The 16,495-nt window shown below is 64.0% G+C and carries 16 protein-coding genes; 7 read left to right on the top strand and 9 right to left on the bottom strand.

Annotation, left to right across the window (positions count from 1 at the left end):
- Positions 1-18: 18 nt before the first annotated feature.
- The 8 genes from hpaB to ACQY4T_RS15470 all read right to left on the bottom strand — a co-directional run bounded on the left by hpaB (position 19) and on the right by ACQY4T_RS15470 (position 8,351).
- On the bottom strand, positions 19-1,467 hold the full coding sequence (gene hpaB / locus ACQY4T_RS15435) for a 4-hydroxyphenylacetate 3-monooxygenase, oxygenase component (protein ID WP_428532151.1): 1,449 nt from the start codon (positions 1,465-1,467) through the stop codon (positions 19-21).
- A 130-nt stretch (positions 1,468-1,597) separates the two neighbouring features.
- The gene (locus ACQY4T_RS15440; protein WP_428532154.1) at positions 1,598-3,700 is read right to left on the bottom strand and encodes a hypothetical protein; all 2,103 of its coding nucleotides are present in this window, start codon (positions 3,698-3,700) and stop codon (positions 1,598-1,600) included.
- Positions 3,701-3,771: 71 nt separating this feature from the next.
- Positions 3,772-4,509, bottom strand: coding sequence for a ribosome biogenesis GTP-binding protein YihA/YsxC (gene yihA, locus ACQY4T_RS15445; RefSeq protein ID WP_428532157.1), 738 nt, complete (start codon positions 4,507-4,509; stop codon positions 3,772-3,774).
- A complete protein-coding gene (yidC, locus tag ACQY4T_RS15450; RefSeq protein ID WP_428532160.1) occupies positions 4,455-6,185 on the bottom strand; it encodes a membrane protein insertase YidC in 1,731 nt (576 codons plus the stop codon). Before yidC ends, yihA begins: the two co-directional genes overlap by 55 nt.
- Positions 6,185-6,532, bottom strand: coding sequence for a membrane protein insertion efficiency factor YidD (yidD, locus tag ACQY4T_RS15455; protein WP_428532163.1), 348 nt, complete (start codon positions 6,530-6,532; stop codon positions 6,185-6,187). Before yidD ends, yidC begins: the two co-directional genes overlap by 1 nt.
- On the bottom strand, positions 6,529-6,891 hold the full coding sequence (rnpA, locus tag ACQY4T_RS15460) for a ribonuclease P protein component (RefSeq protein WP_428532166.1): 363 nt from the start codon (positions 6,889-6,891) through the stop codon (positions 6,529-6,531). The genes yidD and rnpA overlap by 4 nt, the downstream gene beginning before the upstream one ends.
- A 26-nt stretch (positions 6,892-6,917) precedes the next feature.
- Complete coding sequence (gene rpmH, locus ACQY4T_RS15465; RefSeq protein WP_160937070.1) at positions 6,918-7,052, bottom strand: 50S ribosomal protein L34; 135 nt, start codon at positions 7,050-7,052, stop codon at positions 6,918-6,920.
- A gap of 234 nt (positions 7,053-7,286) precedes the next feature.
- Positions 7,287-8,351 (bottom strand): LLM class flavin-dependent oxidoreductase, encoded by a 1,065-nt coding sequence (locus ACQY4T_RS15470; protein ID WP_428532169.1) that lies wholly within the window; start codon positions 8,349-8,351, stop codon positions 7,287-7,289.
- Positions 8,352-8,765: 414 nt separating this feature from the next.
- On the opposite strand from ACQY4T_RS15470, the gene ctaD reads away from it, so the two are divergent.
- The 5 genes from ctaD (at position 8,766) to tmk (ending at position 14,250) form a co-directional block, all read left to right on the top strand.
- Positions 8,766-10,361, top strand: a complete 1,596-nt coding sequence (gene ctaD, locus ACQY4T_RS15475) for a cytochrome c oxidase subunit I (RefSeq protein WP_428532172.1) — start codon at positions 8,766-8,768, stop codon at positions 10,359-10,361.
- A 43-nt stretch (positions 10,362-10,404) separates the two neighbouring features.
- A complete protein-coding gene (locus ACQY4T_RS15480) occupies positions 10,405-11,418 on the top strand; it encodes a lytic murein transglycosylase (protein ID WP_428532175.1) in 1,014 nt (337 codons plus the stop codon).
- A gap of 134 nt (positions 11,419-11,552) precedes the next feature.
- Positions 11,553-12,383, top strand: a complete 831-nt coding sequence (locus ACQY4T_RS15485) for an RlpA-like double-psi beta-barrel domain-containing protein (RefSeq protein ID WP_428532178.1) — start codon at positions 11,553-11,555, stop codon at positions 12,381-12,383.
- Positions 12,384-12,398: 15 nt separating this feature from the next.
- Complete coding sequence (locus tag ACQY4T_RS15490; protein ID WP_428532181.1) at positions 12,399-13,607, top strand: D-alanyl-D-alanine carboxypeptidase family protein; 1,209 nt, start codon at positions 12,399-12,401, stop codon at positions 13,605-13,607.
- Between the two features lie 22 nt (positions 13,608-13,629).
- Positions 13,630-14,250 (top strand): dTMP kinase, encoded by a 621-nt coding sequence (tmk, locus tag ACQY4T_RS15495; RefSeq protein ID WP_428532184.1) that lies wholly within the window; start codon positions 13,630-13,632, stop codon positions 14,248-14,250.
- 36 nt (positions 14,251-14,286) lie between these two features.
- On the opposite strand, the gene ACQY4T_RS15500 is transcribed toward tmk, so the two are convergent.
- Entirely contained in the window at positions 14,287-15,471 is a 1,185-nt protein-coding gene (locus ACQY4T_RS15500; protein WP_428532187.1) for an ABC transporter substrate-binding protein, read from the bottom strand.
- Between the two features lie 233 nt (positions 15,472-15,704).
- Here ACQY4T_RS15500 and ACQY4T_RS15505 point away from each other — a divergent pair, with 233 nt between their 5' ends.
- The gene (locus ACQY4T_RS15505) at positions 15,705-15,983 is read left to right on the top strand and encodes a type II toxin-antitoxin system RelE/ParE family toxin (protein ID WP_428542900.1); all 279 of its coding nucleotides are present in this window, start codon (positions 15,705-15,707) and stop codon (positions 15,981-15,983) included.
- Between the two features lie 13 nt (positions 15,984-15,996).
- Positions 15,997-16,299, top strand: coding sequence for a HigA family addiction module antitoxin (locus tag ACQY4T_RS15510; protein WP_428532190.1), 303 nt, complete (start codon positions 15,997-15,999; stop codon positions 16,297-16,299).
- Positions 16,300-16,495 lie beyond the last annotated feature (196 nt).

Raw genomic sequence — 16,495 nt, forward strand, 5'->3', positions numbered from 1 at the left:
AATCACGCGCTAACCCGATCAATCCCGCCCTAGGAAATCCCGCACCCGATCCGTCACCTGCTGCTTCGGGAACATCGACGCCAACGCCCGCGCTCGCGTCAGCGGGTCGCTGGCGAAGAAACGTTCATACAACACCTGACGGTTGCCGAACGAACTGCAGGCGATATCCCACGCCAGGTGGAACAGCTTCACCCTGTCCCGGGCGGTGGAATGATCGGTCGCCAGATACTGCTCGATATGCCCCGCCAGCGGGCCGGTCATATCCGCCTCGGTGGGCAGGATCATCAGGCTGGACGACCCCAGAAGCTGCAGGATCTCCACCATCTTCGGATACGCTGTCATGAACAGGTTGCGTGTCGTTTCCGCCGGCAGCGCGGCAGGGCACATGATGCCCCATTCGTCCAGCTCGGCATCCGCCTCGGCGGCACGCATGCAGGCGCGCATCAGTTCGGCATACATCACCAGTTCGCCGATCCGCTCCTCGGCGTGCGGCAGGTGTCCATTCCCCAAAGTCTCGGTGATCAGCAGCGCCACGCCCAGCACCAGTTCGCATTTCGCCAGGTTCTTGGCACAGCCCTGGTGCGCGGTGTGTGCCGAGGAATGGGTGGTCGAGGCGGTGCCGTTCAGCAGCCCGACATCGCCATTGATGAAGATCCGCTCCCACGGCACCACCACGTCGTCGAAGAACACGATGCTGTCCATTTCCTCGAACCGCGACCCCAACGGATGGTCGAAGTGCGACTTTCCCTGGTCGAAGCTGTCGCGGCACAGGAACCGCAACCCGGGCGTGTCGCACGGGATGGCGAAATTCAACGCGAACGGGCTGTACTGCTCAAGATGCTGCGCCACCCGCGGCGAATACACCGCGATCTCGTCGGCCAGCGGGCCGAGCGTCGCCAGCACCCGAGCGCCGCGCACGACGACGCCGGCCGAGGTCTCCTTCACCACCTGCAGCGCGGTACCCTGCTCCAGGTTGAACATCCCGCTGACGTTGCGGCTGCGCTGCAGGTTGATCAGCGCGTGCGTCAGCACAAGGTCGTTCGCGGCTATATAACGATGATACCGGCGCATGTTTTCGGCGTATTCCGGCTTGGCGCGGCCGAAATAGTCCGCCGATCCGGCCCAACAGGCAAAGGTCACGTTCATGAAGTCGGGCGAGCGGCCCATCATGCCACAGGTCGTGCGCGCCCAACTCAGCATCATCACCCGCCGGCGCTCCAGGTCCTCTCGGGTGCGAGGGATGATGAAAGACAGCCCCAGCCGGTCGCCGATGTCGGGGCAGTCAAAGGTCATCGCATCGCGGTGCGCGGGGTCCGATTGCAGATCATAGAGCGATGCGATGGCGCGGGCGCCCCCGGCCAGACCCGGATGGGTCGTAACATCGGTGACACGTTCGCCGCGCAGCCAGACCTCGGTCTGGCGGGCTCGCAGACCAGCCAGATATTGCTCGCCCGTGCGTGCCGCCATGGCGTGTCTCCCGCGTGGTCATGCCGATTGGGTCATACCGGCTGAACTCTCCGGTGCCGACGCAGTTGGGTCAAGCGGACGGCGCGAGCGCCATCCAGGATGTCGGCGCGAGACTCAGCGCAGCGCCGTTTTACCAAGCCCCCAAAAGCGTCGCGCGAACGGTTTGCGCGGCGATGACAGCCATGATCGGTACTGCCTCCAGCGGCTCGTCTTCGACCAGGGCATGCGCCACCAGCACCACATCAGGAGCCCTGCCGCGCTGCCTGGCCTCGCCCGTCGCCTGCAGCCACAAAGCCATCATCAAGAACCGTTCGGCCCATTCGGTGCGCTTATCCGGCAGGATCTCGTTCATCACCGCTTCAGCCATCGCGGCCTGATCGGTGCGCGGCAGCTTGGCCAACGCCTGCTGCACCCGTGGTCCATCCTCGTACCAACTGGTGAATACGTCGTCCTCCGCCATCCACGCCAGACCGCGTGCGAACCCTTCGGCGATCCCCTCCGGCGAGCGATCGTGCGGGTCCAGCAGTTCGAACATTCTGTCTGCCTCGGCCTTGATATCGAGCCGGCGATCCTTCCACTCGGTCCCGCCTAGCAACTCGGCCATGTCCAGCAACATCGGGGGTGGCACGGCGTTACGATCGACCGCGGTGCCGATGCCATGCTGCACCAGCGTGTCGACGAAGGCCTTGTCCACCCGGGCGTGCGGCGCTGACATCTGTGCCTCGCGCATCAGCTTGGCGATCTTGCCCCGCGAAACATCGGGATCGGCCCAGGTGTCCACCACGCCGGTGCCGTGGCGCACCAGTAGACCACCGAAAAATCCCTTCTTGCCGGCCCGACTGGCGACCAGCAGACTCTGTGCGCCCGACCCGTCGATCGTCGAGGCATAGAATTCCAGATCGGGGATCGCACGCGGCCACGCACCGGTCTCGACCCCGCCCAACCGGGCCTTGCGGACCATCGCGTCAAGCGGCGGCCGATCGGCGGCCGGTATCCAGTTGCGCACGACAATCGCCCGGCGCAGTGCATCCGGCGACATGGTATCCGGCCGCGCCGTCTGCTCCAGCGCGGCGGACGCGCCTTGGCGGACCTCGGCGTCGTCGTCCAGCAGCATGATCGGCACCGCGTCGCGCAGCACGGCATGCGGCGACAGAGCCAGTTCCGTGGCCATGAATTGACGCAGCATCGACGGCAGCATGGCGCCGGCGGTCTGTAGCGAATGGATCACCTCGAACGGCGATGAGACCATCTTAGACAGTTCGTCCATGAAGCCGCGCAATGTCTCCAGCATCTGCTCGGGCGGCCCGAGATCCTCCTCGGGTTTGAATCCGGCATCGGCCAGCGCCATCTGCAGCGATTTGGAGACCGGCACGCGAGCCTGGGTCAGCGCGCTGCACATCATGAACCAGTCATCCTGCGGTATCGCCACTTGATCACCCAGCGCGATCAACCGCTCGCCGAACGCTTCCAGCATGTCGTCGGCCCAATCCCATCCGCGGTCCTGCCGGTAGCGCACGAACTCGAGCTGCAATGCCAGCATCGACTGGTAGGCAAGCACCAAATCGTCGTCGCGTTTGGTGGCCGACGCCGCGCTCACCAAAGCCTCGGTGATCACCGGCAAGGTCTGCGGTGTCTGCTCGAGCCAGCCGCGATCCTCCAGATTGACGTCGGCGTGCGCGCCGCGGGCAATGCGCTTGGCGATCGCCTTCACCCGGTTGCGGTCGAGCGGCGTGGCTGCCGGCGGTTCGGATGGGTCGTCACCGATCAGCGGGACATCATCGTCGTCGTCATCCAGGGCCGCCATCAGATCGGCGAACTCTTCGTCGTCCATGCCGGCGTCGTCGAGTTCCTCGATCAGCGCATCTGTCGCCGTCTCGATGATGTTGGTCTCACCGGTCCGGCTGACCCGTGTCTGCCTCAATTCCTCGATCTCGAAACTCCAGGACCCATCCACCGTCGCGGCGAACGCCGGATGGGACAATGTCACGCGGAACTGGGTCCAGGTTTTCAGCGCCTCGATTCGCAGCTCGCAGGCGCCGTCGGCAAGCTCGATGGTTTGCCGCTCCAGCTCCGTCGTGCCGTCGCCGGTGCGGCGCCCGTCCGACAGCTTCCGCTTGTAGACCTGCTCGTTGTCGGGGTCGAAGAAGTAATCGCTCAGTAGCATTTCAGCGACATGGACCAGCGACTGGTCGACCTCATCGGGGTCAGGAACAGGGGTGGTGCGTTTCGCCATGGTGGTTCCCCTCGATTGAGCCGGACCGGCGGCTTGCCGCATAGGCGACCGACGGGGCGGCGCCCGATGGTCTAGTCCACGAGCGACGCCAGTTCCGCCCTTAGCGCTTCGATGCCGTCCCCGGTTTCGCTGCTGGTGGTGACTATGCGCGGGAAGGCGGCCGCATGCGAGCGGGCCAGCGCCTCGGTGGCATGGATTTTTGGTAACAGCGCCACGGGCTTGACGCTGTCGATCTTGGTCAGAACCAGTTGAAAGGTTACCGCGGCGCGGTCCAGCAGGTCCATGACATCATGGTCGGCTTGCTTGAACTCGATGCGGGCGTCCATCAGCAGCATCACCCGACGCAGCGTGGGGCGGCCGCGCAGATAGTCGAACATCATGCCCTGCCAGTCGGCTTTAATGTCCCTGGAGGCCCGCGCGTAGCCGTAGCCCGGCATATCGACCAAGGTCAGCCTGCCGCCCAGATCGAAGAAATTGAGCTGCCGCGTACGCCCCGGTTCCGACGAGATCCGAGCCAGTGAGTTGCGTCCGGTCAGCGCGTTCAGCAGCGAGGATTTGCCCACGTTCGACCGGCCGGCGAAGGCGATCTCGGTGCCCGCTGGGGGCGGCAACTGATCCAGCTTCTGGGCGCCGAAAAAGAACCTGCACTCGACCGCGAACAGCAAGCGACCGGTTTCGAGAGCCGCCGCCTCGGCCTGCTGATGCGTCTGCCGGTCAATCAAGTTCGGGTGGTCGATCAAGTTCGGGTGGTCGATCAAGTTCGGGCCAACGATGGTTTGGCCAGCCGGGTACGGCGCTGGATCAGCCATTGCTGCGCCACCGACAGCGTGTTGTTCCAGCTCCAGTAGATGATCAGGCCGGCGGGAAACTTCGCCATCATGAAGGTAAAGATGACCGGCATGAACTGAAACAGCCTGGCCTGCACCGGATCGGGCGGCGGTGGGTTCATCTTCTGCTGCAGGAACATGGTGCCACCCATGATCAGCGGCCAGGCGCCGATATGCAGCAGGGGAAGGTAGGCGGCCGGATTGAACGGAAGCAGCCCGAACAGGTTGAAAACGTTGGTCGGGTCAATCTGCGACAGGTCGTGGATCCAGCCGAAGAACGGCGCCTGGCGCATCTCGATGGTGACGAAGATCACTTTGTACAGCGAGAAGAACACCGGAATCTGCACCACCATCGGCAAACAGCCCGAGGCCGGATTGACCTTCTCCGCCCGATACAGGCCCATCATCTCCTGCTGCATCTTTTGCGGATCATCCTTCAGCCGTTCTCGCAGCGCGGTCATCTTCGGCGCCAACAGCTTCATCTTGCTCATCGAGCGGTACGAGTAGTTCGCCAGCGGGAAGAACAGCGCCTTGACGAACACGGTGAACACCATGATGGCAACGCCGAAATTGCCGATCAGGCTGTTCAGCCAGTCGATCGCGATGAAGATCGGGCGGGTCAGGAACCAGAACCATCCCCAATCGACCGCATAGTCGAAGCGCGGAATGTGCAGACCGACTTCGTAGTCATGCAGGATCGAAAACACCTTGGCGCCGGCGAACACGTGGCTCACCGTCGTGACGTCGCCATTGGCCGGAGCGGTCAGCGGATCGGTCGAGATGTAGTCCACCTGATAATGATCGCCGTGGTCCTCGACATGGCGGAAATTGACTTTGGATGCCACAAGCTGGTCGGGAACCAGTGAGGTCAGCCAGTATTTGTCGGTGATGCCCGCCCAGCCACCATTGGTTGTGGCGTCATAGGCCAGGCCGTGGTTCTTTTCGCCCTCGGACTTCGTCTTGTCGTAGGAGGTCTCCTGCAGCGTTCCGCCGACCTCGCCGAGCAGGCCCTCAAACAGGACGTAATAGCCGGCGACTTCAGGTTTATAGTCACGCCGGATGCGCGACCACGGGAACAGTTGCACCGGCTGTCCGGTGGCGTTCTTCACCGTCTGGTCGACCGCGAACATGTAATTGTCGTCAACCGACATAACGATCTGGAAGGTCAGCCCGGCGCCGTTGTTCCACGACAAGGTGACCGGCCTGCCGGGCGCCAGCACGCCAGCCGATGCGGCCCAGACGGTGTCGTTGCCGGGCAGCTTGATGTCCGCGCCGGGGCCCGCCGTCCAGCCGTACTGGATATAATACGGATGGTCCTGCGACCGCGGCTCCAACAGCCGCACCAGCGGAGAGTCCGGATTGATGGTCTCGCGGTAGTCCTTCAGCACCAGATCGTCCAGCTTGGCGCCCAGCAGATTGAGCGAACCCTGCACCCGCGGGGCATCGATCTTCACCCGGGGAACGTTGCTCGGTTCGGCGGCCGGGGCAGGCGGCACGGCCGCACCGGGCGCTCCTTGCGCCGGGGCCGCCGTTGGCTCCGTGGTTTGGGCGGTTTGCTGGGGCACCGGCTTGCGCAGATGCGGCGCGATCAGCATCTGAAAACCCAGCAAAATCGCCAGCGATACCGCGATCGCCAGGAACAGCCGCTTCTGGTCCATCAATGCCCCTTCCGGCAAAGCCCGTCTTGGCCGAGCCCCTCTGGGCAACGCCTCGTATGGCCATCCGCCGTTTGGCAAGGGTGCGTATTCGGGTCAACCCCGGGCACCGGATCGATGCCCCCTTCGTGCCACGGGTTGCAGCGCAGGATACGCCTTGCCGCAAGTGCCGTTCCGCGCCCCGCGCCATGCACGCGCAAAGCCTCAACGGCATATTCGCTGCAACTCGGCCAGAAGCGGCAGTGCGACCCGATCACCGGACGCAGCGTCCATTGATACACCCGGACCAGCCCGATCGCGGCGGCCGCCGCGCCGGCCTGTAACCCGACGACCTGGGCCGACCATGTCATGCTCCGGTCCGATCCAGGGCGCGCCTGATGTCGGCCTGCAAGGTGGTGAAATTACGCCCGCGCGTACTGGCACGCCCGATCAGCACCAGGTCGACCCCCGCAACCGGGCGTTCGGCGAGCAACAGGCGCGCGGCCTCCTTCAGGCGCCGCCGGGTGCGATTGCGGACCACTGCGTTGCCGACCTTTTTGCTCACGGTGAAGCCCAGCCGGGCCGGATCGGCATCCGGCCGGGTTCGCACTTGCAACACCACCCCGCCGACCGCGGCCTTGTTGCCCGACGCTGCCACACGCAGGAACTCGGGGCGCCGTTTCAGCCGGCCGGGTTTTGCGCCAGCCGATGGCGGATGCTGGGCTGGCATCGCAGCACGTCAGCGCTTCGCGCCGGTCAGGCGGACAATTTCTTGCGGCCCTTGGCGCGGCGATTCGCCAGCACCTTGCGACCGCCCACCGTTTCCATACGGGCACGAAATCCATGCCGACGCTTGCGGACCAGCTTCGACGGTTGATACGTACGCTTCACGACTGCTCTCCGAGAACCTTTTGCCCGAACCGGCCGCCAAATCGTCCCGCCGGTGTGGCCCTTGCAAGCACGCCGACGGGTGCGCCTGCTCAGGCGACCCGCGGGAGCGGCGGCTTATACGGATGCTCCAGTCACCCGTCAATTGTCACGCATCGCGGACGGCAAAATCCGGCGTCGCGGCCACAACCATGCGCAACCGACGCACCGATGCGATGATTGAGCTGTCCGTAAGCGTTATAACCGCGCCATCACCGTCCGCGCGAATGCCTCGGCCAGCCGCCATTTCGTTTCGTTGCCGACGGCAAACACCATCTCCTGCAGACCGTCGCGCTCCAGCGCGCGGATTTGCTCGATCAGCTCATCGGCGGTTCCCACCAGGCAGGTATCCCGGATCAGTTGCTCATCGATCAATTCCGCCTCGCCCGGATGCAGATCGGTGTAGTGGAACTCGTGGGTGCGGAAATGCCGGTGCTCGGGCGGAGTCTGTTCCACCAAGGCGCAGTATGACTTCCAGATGCGACGCAGGAAGTCCGGCGGCTCGATTCCGGTCTCCTGGACCATGTCGTAGAAGTAATACACGCTCGCCATCACGTTCGGCCCGATCGAGCGTTTCAACCGGTCGGAGTCCGCTGCCTCCCCCGGCTGCAGCAGCGCCACGTTGACCAGAGTGGCATTAAGGAACCCACCGATATCGCGACCAGTCCGAGCCGCACCCTGGCGGACATGGCCCAGCGCATCCTGAACCGCCACGCCGCGCGGCGGTATCGCGAACACCAGGCCATCGCCATACTCGCCGGCCAACGCCATTGCGCGCGGACCAAAACCCGAGACATAGACCGGGATTCTGGGCTGCAGGTTGATGAACCGAGTGTCATGACGCAGCATTTTCACCGGCCGCGACCGACCCTCGAAGGCGTAGTCCATGACCTTGCCGTCCAGCAGCCCGGTCAGCACGCGCAGATAGTCCCCGAACGCCGCGATTTTCATCGGCTTCTGGCCCATCGTTCGCATCGCGGTATTGCCGGTGCCGATGCCCAGGAATACCCGCCCGGGCGCCATCCGGTTCAGCGTCGCGATCGCCGCCACGTGAACCGGCGGGATGCGGGTGCCACAGATCGCGGTACCGGGTCCGATGCGCAGCCGCTTGGTGGTCTGCGCCGCCAGGGTGCAGACGGCATATACGTCGGAGTACATCATCTGGCTGTCGGCGACCCAGGCGGAATCGTAGCCCAGATTCTCGATGAAACTGAAAAACCCGATCTCGTCGATATCCGCCATGATGCAGAAGCCGAATTTCATCGTGCGTCGCCCATCCGTGGCACCGGTCCACGGCCGGCCGGTTCGCAGCCTGCCGGAGACCGTCGGGCGCGGTCAATCCGCTGCTCACACATTGCTGTGCGACCAATGCCTTGCTGGTCGGCCGCCGCCGGCCTCCAGCGGCGGCACAATGACCAGACGCCCGGTGGCCGCCGAGACCGTTTGTGCAGCACGATCCGATTACCTGGTTCGCTGCCCCGGCACCGCCGGCGCGAATTGGCTACCGCCGGAGCGCATTGGGCTGTTGCATCTCGATCCGTCCCGCGCCACAACATCGTCGCTCAGATCGTTCAGGCTGCGCCAGGCCGGGGCCGAAAAGCAGCGGCGAATCCGGTCTGTCTGAACCCTGGTCGCGATTGGCCGTTACCTGCAAGAACGCTCGCCGGAGAATAACGCGTGTCAGCTACAACCCATGACCACGAGCATGACGATCATCACGGCCACACCCCGGGCTTCGCCGAGCGCTGGCTGTTCAGCACCAACCACAAGGACATCGGTTCGCTCTATCTGATGTTCGCGGTCACGGCCGGCGTCGTCGGCGGCATCCTATCGATGATCATGCGGGCACAGTTGATCCATCCGCACAACGACATCGTCACCTCGGGCCAGGAATGGAACACGATCATCACCGCCCACGGCCTGATCATGATCTTCTTCACGGTCATGCCGGCGCTGATCGGCGGCTTCGGCAACTGGTTCATCCCGTTGATGATCGGCGCCCCGGACATGGCGTTTCCGCGGCTGAACAACATCAGCTTCTGGCTGCTGCCGCCGGCTTTCGTGCTGATCATGATCGGCTTGTTCCTGGGCGAATCCGGCACCGGCTGGACGCTGTATCCACCGTTGTCGCTATCGACCTACGAGTCCGGCATCGGCATGGACTGCACCTTGTTCGCCCTGCATCTCGCCGGCGTTTCGTCGCTGCTGGGCGCGATGAATTTCATCGTCACCATCTTCAACATGCGCGCCCCCGGCATGACGCTGCACAAGATGCCGCTGTTCATTTGGAGCGAACTGGTCACCGCCTTCCTGCTGGTGCTGGCGATCCCGGTGCTGGCCGGCGCCATCACCATGCTGATCTGCGACCGTAATTTCGGCACCGCGTTCTTCGACCCCGCCGGCGGCGGCGACCCGGTTCTGTTCGAGCACCTGTTCTGGTTCTTCGGCCACCCCGAGGTCTACATCATGATCCTGCCGGCATTCGGGATCGTCAGCCACGTGGTCTCGACGTTCAGCCGGAAACCGATCTTCGGCTATCTCGGCATGGTTTACGCCATGATCGCCATCGGCGTGGTCGGCTTCGTGGTCTGGGCGCACCACATGTTCGTCTCCGGCATCGATGTCGATACGCGTGCCTATTTCATGGCTGCCACCTTGATCATCGCGGTGCCGACCGGCGTCAAGGTGTTCTCGTGGATCGCAACGATGTGGGGCGGTTCCATCGAGCTAAAGACCCCGATGCTATGGGCGATCGGCTTCATCTTCGTGTTCACCATCGGCGGCGTAACCGGCGTCGTGCTGGCCAACGCCGGCATCGATGAAGTGGTGCACAACACCTATTATGTCGTCGCCCACTTCCACTACGTGCTGTCGCTGGGCGCGGTGTTCGGCATCTTCGCCGGATTCTACTACTGGATCGGCAAGATGTCCGGCCATCAGTATCCGGAGTTCTGGGGCAAGGTGCATTTCTGGCTGACCTTCATCGGCGTCAACCTGACCTTCTTTCCACAGCATTTCCTCGGGCTGTCCGGCATGCCGCGGCGTTATCCGGACTACCCGGCGGCGTTTGCCGGCTGGAACTTCGTGTCCTCGATCGGCGCGTTCGTCAGCGGGCTGGCAACAGTCGTGTTCCTCTATGTCTGCTACCGCACCTTCGTGTCCAAGGAGCACGTCGCCGACAACTATTGGGGCGAGGGGGCCACCACGCTGGAGTGGACCCAGACCTCGCCGCCGGCACACCACACTTATCTTGAACTGCCGATGATCCGCTGAATCCGATTGCTCCGGCGCGGGTCGGCATGGCAGGAAGCGCGCCATGTCGACCCGCCCCCCGCCGCCGACCGGCGGTTTGCCGATCCGCCACTTGCCGACCCGCCGCTTGCTGTTGGCAAGCGCTGTTCCGGCCGTGTTGTCGGTGCCCGCCTGGGCGATCCCAAGCGATAGCTTCCGAGGCTTCCTGAACAGCGTAAGGATCGACGCAGGCCGGGCGGGCATTCGACCGACCACGCTGGACAGTGCCTTCGCCGGCGTCGAGCCGAACCAGAAAGTGCTGGATCGCGACCAGCATCAGCCTGAATTCACGATGACCTGGGCGCGCTACCGCAGCCTCGTCATCACCGAAAAGCGCATTCTCGCCGGCCGCCAGGCGGTCATCGCGAACCGAGCGCTGTTCCAGCGGGTTGAACAGCGCTACGGCGTCAATGCCGCCCCTATTGCCGGCATTTGGGGCCTCGAATCCAGCTTCGGCACCGGCACCGGCGATTTCCGGGTGGTCGAGGCGCTGGCCACGCTGGGCTGGGAGGGCAGGCGCGCCAGCTTCTTCCGGGGTGAACTGATGGCGGCGCTGAAAATCCTCGACCACGGCGATGTCGCACCCACCGGAATGACCGGATCCTATGCCGGCGCGATGGGCCAGCCGCAATTCATGCCGTCCAGCTACCTGCGTTATGCGGTGGATTTCGAGGGCAACGGCCGACGCGACATCTGGACCAGCCGCCCCGATGTGCTGGGCTCGATCGCCAACTATCTGGCACAATCGGGCTGGCGTCCGGGGCAGACCTGGGGCCAGGCGGTCAGCCTGCCGCCAGGCCTGGACGCGGCGGGACGCGAGGCCAAACGCCCGCTCTCGGAATGGGTGCAGGCCGGCGTGCGGCCGGCCGGCGGACGCTGGGAGGCGACGTCGGAGACCCCGACCGGGCTGGTGGCGCCGGACGGATCAGGCGGCGAGGTATTCGCCGTGTTCGGCAATTTCGCCGCGATCCGCCGCTACAATCCATCCGACTTCTACGCCATCGCGGTCGGCCTGATTGGCGATCGGGTGTTGACGTGACGTCGGGCCCCGTCAGCGAAGGGATGGGGTGGCCACGATTTGTTCCAGCAAGCCTGCCGGCCATTCCCTCGCTTGCCTCAACCCTGGCGCTTGCCTCAACCCTGGCTCTAACGCTGGCCGCGTCATGCTGTAGTGTGACACCGGCGCTGCATCCTGACCCCCACTACGTCCTTGGGAAGCCATACCAGGCCGAACATCACTGGTATTATCCGCAAGAAGCCTTCGACCTCGACGAAACCGGTCTGGCCACTGTGGCGAAGAACGACTCCCCTCGGCTGACCAGCGACGGAGAGGTGTTCGACCAGACCGCGCTCGCGGCGGCCCACCCCACGATCCAGCTCCCGGCCATTGCGCGTCTGACCAATCTGGAAAACGGCCGCGAGGTGACCGTCCGTCTGAACGACCGCGGCGCGGGTGATCCGCACCGCCTGGTCGAGATCACCCGACGCACCGCCCAACTGCTCGGCATTCCACCAGACAGTATCGCCCGCATACATTTGCGCGTACTGCCCAGTGACAGCCATGCAGCGACGGATGCACTGCCCGACGCGCCAAGGCTGGCGCTGAACATTGCCCCGCGCGGCGGGTTCCAGGTCGCCGAACTGGCGCCCCCTCCCGGCGTGCGCCAGAGCGACCGCGAGGCGTTGCCGGCTACCAAAGTGGTTGCCGCGGCGGAGTTCCAGACCCCGGCGCCGCCGCTGCGGCTACCCGAAATCGTCAGTCAGACGGCGGCGCGGCCGGGACGGCTGATGGTCCGGCTGGATAGCTTCGACGAATATCACTACGCGGCGGTGCAGCGTGCCAAGATGGCCGCGGCCGGTGCCCGCATCGTCCCGGTGCTGGATGGCCGCACCCGCCGGTTCCGGGTGGATGTCGGCCCGTTGCCCGACATCGCTCGTGCCGACGCGGTATTGGATCAAGCCCTCGCATCCGGCATCCCGGATGCCAGGATCGTGGTGGATTAGAGAGGTACCGTCGAGATGCTGACCCGTCGTCTTGGCTTGCTTGCATCCGCCCTGGTGATCGGGGCGGGATCGGCTCTGGCGCAATCGAAACGGCCATCCGCGCATGGCCGCAAAGCCAAGGGCGACGCCGCGCCCGCCGGCGATCCAGCCGACACCCCGCTAGGCCCGGTCGATACCACCGCGCGGTGGGCCTACATGCAGGACTTCAACACCGGTGCAAGCCTGCTGGAAAAGCAGCCGGACGAGGAAATGCCGCCATCCTCGATGACCAAGCTGATGACCATCTACCTGGTCTATGACCGGCTGAAACAAGGCCGCATGAAGCTCGACGACGAACTGCCGGTGAGCGAAAAAGCCTGGCGCATGCAAGGCTCGAAAATGTTCGTTCCGGTCGGCGGGTCGGTGAAGGTGGAGGACCTGATCCGCGGCGTCATCGTGCAATCCGGCAACGACGCTGCCATCGTGCTGGCCGAAGCCATCGGCGGATCGGAAGAACAGTTCGTCGAACAGATGAACGCCAAGGCCAAGCAACTCGGGCTGACGCATACATTCTTCAAGAATTGCACCGGTTGGCCCGATCCCGAACAGCACATGAGCTGCCGCGACATCGCCACCCTCGCCGGTCATATCATCCGCGACTTCCCCGAATACTACCATTACGATGCCGAGAAAACCTTCCGCTACGACGGTATCGAGCAGGGCAACCGTAATCCTATGGTGCAGAAGGGCACGGCGGACGGACTGAAGACCGGCCATACCGATGCCGGCGGTTACGGCCTGGTCGCCAGTTCGAAGCGCAACGACCGCCGCCTGATCCTGGTGCTCAACGGCCTCGAGTCGATGCATCAGCGCGCCGAGGAGTCCGAACGCCTGATGGACTGGGGATTCTTCAACTTCGAGGATGTCATGCTGTTCAGCGCCGGCGACGTCATCGAACATGTCCCGGTCTGGCTCGGCACTGAGCCAGCCGTGCCGGTGGTGGCGGGCCGCGACCTGACCGTTACGATGCCGCGCAACTGGCGCAAGAAGGCCTCGGTCAAGCTCAGCTACGATGCGCCGCTGACCGCCCCGGTCGGCAAGGGCGACACCGTCGGCCAACTGACCCTGACCGGCGACGGCGTGCCGCATCTCGATGTTCCGCTGCTGGCCGCGGTCGATGTGCCTCGGTTGGGGCTGCCGGGTCGCGCCATGGCGGTGCTGTCGAAATACGTGACCGGCACTTGACTGCGCACAGCGTGACCGGCGCATGACCTTGGGCCGCTTCATCACGCTGGAGGGCGGCGAGGGTGCCGGCAAGACAACTCAATCCGCCTTGTTGGCGGATGCGCTGATCGCGCTGGGGCTGCAGGTCATCCGCACAAGGGAACCGGGCGGCACGCCGGGTGCCGAACTGCTGCGCGGTATCCTGCTGGACGGGTCGATCGACTGGGCGCCGCGGGCAGAAACGCTGCTGCATTTCGCCGCCAGGGCCGAACACTTGGCAAAGACGATCCTGCCCGCGCTGCATGCCGGCAGGTGGGTGATCTGCGACCGGTTCCAAGACTCCACCCTGGCCTACCAAGGCTATGGACAGGGGGCGCAGCGCGACCTCATCATCCTGCTGGCTGACCACTCAGAAGTGGCGCCCGACCTGACGATCGTGCTGGACCTCGACGAACCGATCGCCACCCAAAGGATCGGCCGGCGAGGCGACGCCGCCGACCGCTATGAACGCCTGGACGCGGCGTTCCATGCCCGTGTTCGCCAAGGTTTTCGCGAAATCGCCGCCGCCGAACCGAAGCGCTGCGTGCTAGTGGACGCCTCGGCGAGTGTCGAAGCCGTCCACACCGCCATGATGACGGCGGTGCGGACCCGGCTGCTTGATTGATCCGGCCGATTTGAACCCTCGGCCTGGCGACCCGTATCAGTAGGCCAGCGCCTCCTGCTCGACCGGCACCCAGCGTCCGTTCTTTACCACGGTCAGGAAAGACTTGGTCGATGCGTGATGTTGGTCGGGTCCAAATGACAGCACCGAACCAAAGATATCCTTGTAGTCGTGGATGCTCTCCATGCCCTTGATGAAACTGTCGACCGTCAGGTCCTTGCCGGCGTTCTGCAGTCCAAGCAGAACCAGGTGGGCGGCGGTGTATCCGACTTCGCCGTGGAAGTTTGGCTCGCGGCCGTAGCGCGCCTTGTACTTCTTGGCGAACGCCTGGACCTCGGGGCGCGGGTCGTCGGGATAGGCATACAGGGCGGGGGTCATGCAGTAATAACCCTCGGTGGCGCCCCCCGGCAGTGACGCGATCGCGGTGTCATAGGACGCGAACTGGCCCACCAAATCGACATTCCAGCCCATCTTGCGCACTGTCTGGATGATGATGTTGGTGTCGCGCACGATGGTGCCCAGCATGATCGCGTCACAACCGGCATCGTGCAGTTTTTCCATCGCCCCGTTGAAATCGGTGTCGGTCGGGCGGTGCGCGGTGGTGGCCACGACCGTCAGGCCCAGCGCCTGGGTCTCCGCAACCACGCCGGCCAGCACGTCCTTGCCGAAGTCGGAATCCTGATAGGACACGCAAAACTTCTTGCGACCCTTGGTTTGTGCGAAGTATTTCACCGCCGACCGCATTTCATCGTAGTACGAGGCGAACTGCGCGAATTTCAACCGATTGTAAGGCTCGTACATCGACCGCGCGGCGGTCAGCGGAAACATGTTTGGCACGTCCTTGGCGAACTGAGCCGGCATGTTGGCATCGTTCATCGGCGTGCCGCCGTCGCCGATCGCCAGGAAGATGTCGTCGTTGTTCAGCAGCTTGTTCATCGCCTGAACCGCGCGCGGCACGGTGTACTGCATATCCTCGGCAATGAACTTGATCTTGCGGCCATTGACGCCGCCGGCGGCATTGGCCTCGTCGAACGCCATCCGGATGGCGTCGGTGTTGTTGACCCCCTGGACGGCCGTGACACCCGAAAGATCAGAGGCTGTTCCGATGATGATTTCGCTGTCGGTAACCCCGCGAACCGGGGCGGCCGCATGCGCCATCGAGACGGTCAGCAACAGACCGCCGGCAAGAACCGGCAGCCAGCCCTTCACAGACTTCAACCTCATCGTTCACCCCTTCCCTGACTCGGCCGTGCCATCACCGCCAAGACTTGTTGATTTGCCAGGCATTGCCCGGACCGCCGGACGCTAGCCGGGTCCACGCGGCGCGCCAAGGGGCGGGGAAGAAGGCCACGACGTTGCCCTTGACCCGGAAGGGCTTGGCGGGGGTGCGATGAACCATCCGGCGAACAAACCCAACGTAAAATTGACACCCGTTAGGCTACAGGCTACGCTTGGGCGTGATAAAGAGCTTTCGGCATCGCGGCTTGAAGCGGCTTTTCGAGCGTGGCGACCGGGCGCAAGTCGGCGCTGATATGCTCGACAAGATCGAGAACATCCTTGCGAAACTGGATACGTCGAACGCGCCGGAAAAGATGGACCTGCCCGGCTACCGGCTTCACCCACTCAGGGGCAACCTGAAAGGTTTTTGGGCCGTCACGGTTCGCGCCAACTGGAGGATTGTCTGGCGCTTCGAGGGCGAGGACGCCGCGGACGTAGACCTGATCGATTACCACTAGGAGACTTCAACTCATGCCGATGAAGAACCCCCCACATCCCGGCCGGATTGTCCGGCAGGATTGCCTTGGGCCCTTGGGCTTGAGCGTGACGGATGGCGCGAAGGCGCTTGGCGTCTCGCGTAATGCCCTGTCCGAACTGGTGAACGAGCGGCGCGGCATTTCCCCGGAAATGGCGATCCGGCTTGATAAGGCGTTCGGTGGCGGCGCTGACTCTTGGCACCTCATGCAGGCCAACTACGACATGGCGCAGGCCATGAAGCAGGCCGACCAGATCAAGGTGCAGCGCTTTCCCCAGCCAACCCTTGGGGCAGAATGACCGACGTAAACCGCACAGCATTGAGGTGAGAACAATCAAAAAGCACAGAGTGCGGACCGTCGAAATAATGGATGAGGTCGCTAAATCCGAGGCTTGCGGCAGGATAATCAAAGATCCACCTGACTGGTCCAAAATTCCAGTATTATAGAGTAATATTTGCAGCGCAATGCAGCGTTTAGTTACATGGGCGGATTGA

The organism is Rhodopila sp. (genome assembly GCF_965277825.1).
Lineage (GTDB): Bacteria > Pseudomonadota > Alphaproteobacteria > Acetobacterales > Acetobacteraceae > Rhodopila.

Coding starts and splice junctions, on each gene's coding strand:
- hpaB (WP_428532151.1), bottom strand. CDS start 1,467: ATGGCGGCACGCACGGGCGAGCAATATCTGGCTGGTCTGCGAGCCCGC.
- ACQY4T_RS15440 (WP_428532154.1), bottom strand. CDS start 3,700: ATGGCGAAACGCACCACCCCTGTTCCTGACCCCGATGAGGTCGACCAG.
- yihA (WP_428532157.1), bottom strand. CDS start 4,509: ATGGCTGATCCAGCGCCGTACCCGGCTGGCCAAACCATCGTTGGCCCG.
- yidC (WP_428532160.1), bottom strand. CDS start 6,185: ATGGACCAGAAGCGGCTGTTCCTGGCGATCGCGGTATCGCTGGCGATT.
- yidD (WP_428532163.1), bottom strand. CDS start 6,532: ATGACATGGTCGGCCCAGGTCGTCGGGTTACAGGCCGGCGCGGCGGCC.
- rnpA (WP_428532166.1), bottom strand. CDS start 6,891: ATGCCAGCCCAGCATCCGCCATCGGCTGGCGCAAAACCCGGCCGGCTG.
- ACQY4T_RS15470 (WP_428532169.1), bottom strand. CDS start 8,351: ATGAAATTCGGCTTCTGCATCATGGCGGATATCGACGAGATCGGGTTT.
- ACQY4T_RS15480 (WP_428532175.1), top strand. CDS start 10,405: ATGTCGACCCGCCCCCCGCCGCCGACCGGCGGTTTGCCGATCCGCCAC.
- ACQY4T_RS15490 (WP_428532181.1), top strand. CDS start 12,399: ATGCTGACCCGTCGTCTTGGCTTGCTTGCATCCGCCCTGGTGATCGGG.
- tmk (WP_428532184.1), top strand. CDS start 13,630: ATGACCTTGGGCCGCTTCATCACGCTGGAGGGCGGCGAGGGTGCCGGC.
- ACQY4T_RS15500 (WP_428532187.1), bottom strand. CDS start 15,471: ATGAGGTTGAAGTCTGTGAAGGGCTGGCTGCCGGTTCTTGCCGGCGGT.
- ACQY4T_RS15510 (WP_428532190.1), top strand. CDS start 15,997: ATGCCGATGAAGAACCCCCCACATCCCGGCCGGATTGTCCGGCAGGAT.